Genomic DNA, 1,536 nt, shown 5'->3' with positions numbered 1-1,536 from the left:
GCGCTGGTATCGTTTGAAAAATCAAACTCTTTCTGCCAAAAATGATTTTGATTAAAAGAAGTCGGTTTTATTTTGCTGTATTGCGAGATAAATTTTGCCTCGCCAAATAACCAACGAACATAAGTAAAATAGTCTTGTGACCACTCTTGATAATATCGAGTTATTTCTTCAAATTCGGTTTCTAATTCACCTTTAAATTTCTCAACTTCACCATGATTAATATGCTGGTTTATTTTTTCAATTTTTTTTGCCTTTTCTGATTCTGCTTCTTTAATCTCATATTCAACTTTTCGTAAAAATTCTTCACCTGAGTCATAGGCAGCATCAATATCTTTTAGGTAGTCATAGTGTTCTTGTAACCGTGCAATTTCGGTGTCGTAAGCATCTTCAATTGAAGTTCGATAATTTTCTATAAACTGTAAAATCGTGCGCTTTTTAAACATATCAGCTTGATAATACTTAAACCAACGCTTTAACGTAGGATTAACATGGTTATACATCTGTTCACCACGCTGTTGATAGACTTTGGCTTCGTCATCATCAAAAGATGCTAATGGTTTAACTTGTTGTTTTGGCACATCACTGCAAAAAATATGTAGCTTTGATACCCGTTGCGAGTTGAGCTCTTCGGCGATACCTAAGGTGTCTTCTAGCACGATGCCACAAGATATTGGTTTACCTCCTTGATATAATTGATGAGTATGCAGCACATATTTTAATTTTTGGTCTTTTAAACTGGTAAACGGATGTGCTGATTCAAAATTATCTAGATGCTTATCAAAACGAAACTCCAGTACTTTACTGTTTTCATTTTGATAACTCTCATAACTGCTACCAAAAATATCTTTAAACGGCACAGCTCGTTTGCCCGTTGCATCAGACGGTGAGTCTTTAAGGTTTTGTATATCAATTTTGGTAAAACGAGATAATGCGTTGCTGTCTTGTTCTTTTAGATAATCGTCGAAGGTCTTTTTTGACCAAGGTTGCGAAGAATAAGCCACCCATGCTTGCGTAAAACGCTTGTCATCAAGATTAATAAACGATGCAGGAATGGTGTGGCAGGCATTTTTACATGCTTTTGATAATGGTCTTGGCTGGGTATGGGGCAGTTCGTGAGCGTCTTTTAAACGCAGTGCCCCGTCAATACATTCATACGCATTAAGTATTCGGCTCTCAATATCATCACCTTGTTGTTGCATCACATAAACATAACCGTTACGCAAAGTGCGAAGCACATAGTCATAATATTCTAAGGTATCTTCTGGCATGCGATGTTTAAAATTTAACGTTTTAGTATAATCCGCCAGTTCTTGATAAGTGCGATTAACCTCTTCAATTTTAATAAACTTTGTTTTTATCACGGCTTGACGCAGTAAAAAGACCGGTAATCCTGTTCGTTCACAGGCAGGGCAACGACCTGCTGCTTCATCTTTATTTTCTATCGCGATGTTTGCTGTTTTCTTCATCTTACACTCTTTAATGCTTGTCTTATTTGTTATTCGTTAATAGAAAGTGATGGGCTTTCAAGGTTAATAT

At 36.3% G+C, this 1,536-nt stretch carries 1 protein-coding gene; it reads right to left on the bottom strand.

Going from position 1 to position 1,536, the window contains the following annotated elements; genetic code table 11:
• Positions 1–1,466: toxin VasX (locus BQ5209_RS10480; protein ID WP_167370346.1), on the bottom strand; the 1,466-nt coding region annotated here is incomplete at its 3' end.
• Positions 1,467–1,536: the final 70 nt, after the last annotated feature.

It is taken from the genome of Gilliamella mensalis (genome assembly GCF_900103085.1).
Classification (GTDB): Bacteria; Pseudomonadota; Gammaproteobacteria; order Enterobacterales; family Orbaceae; genus Gilliamella; species Gilliamella mensalis.
The sequence above is the reverse complement of the archived record's forward strand: the minus strand, read 5'-3'. Positions and strand labels throughout refer to the sequence as shown.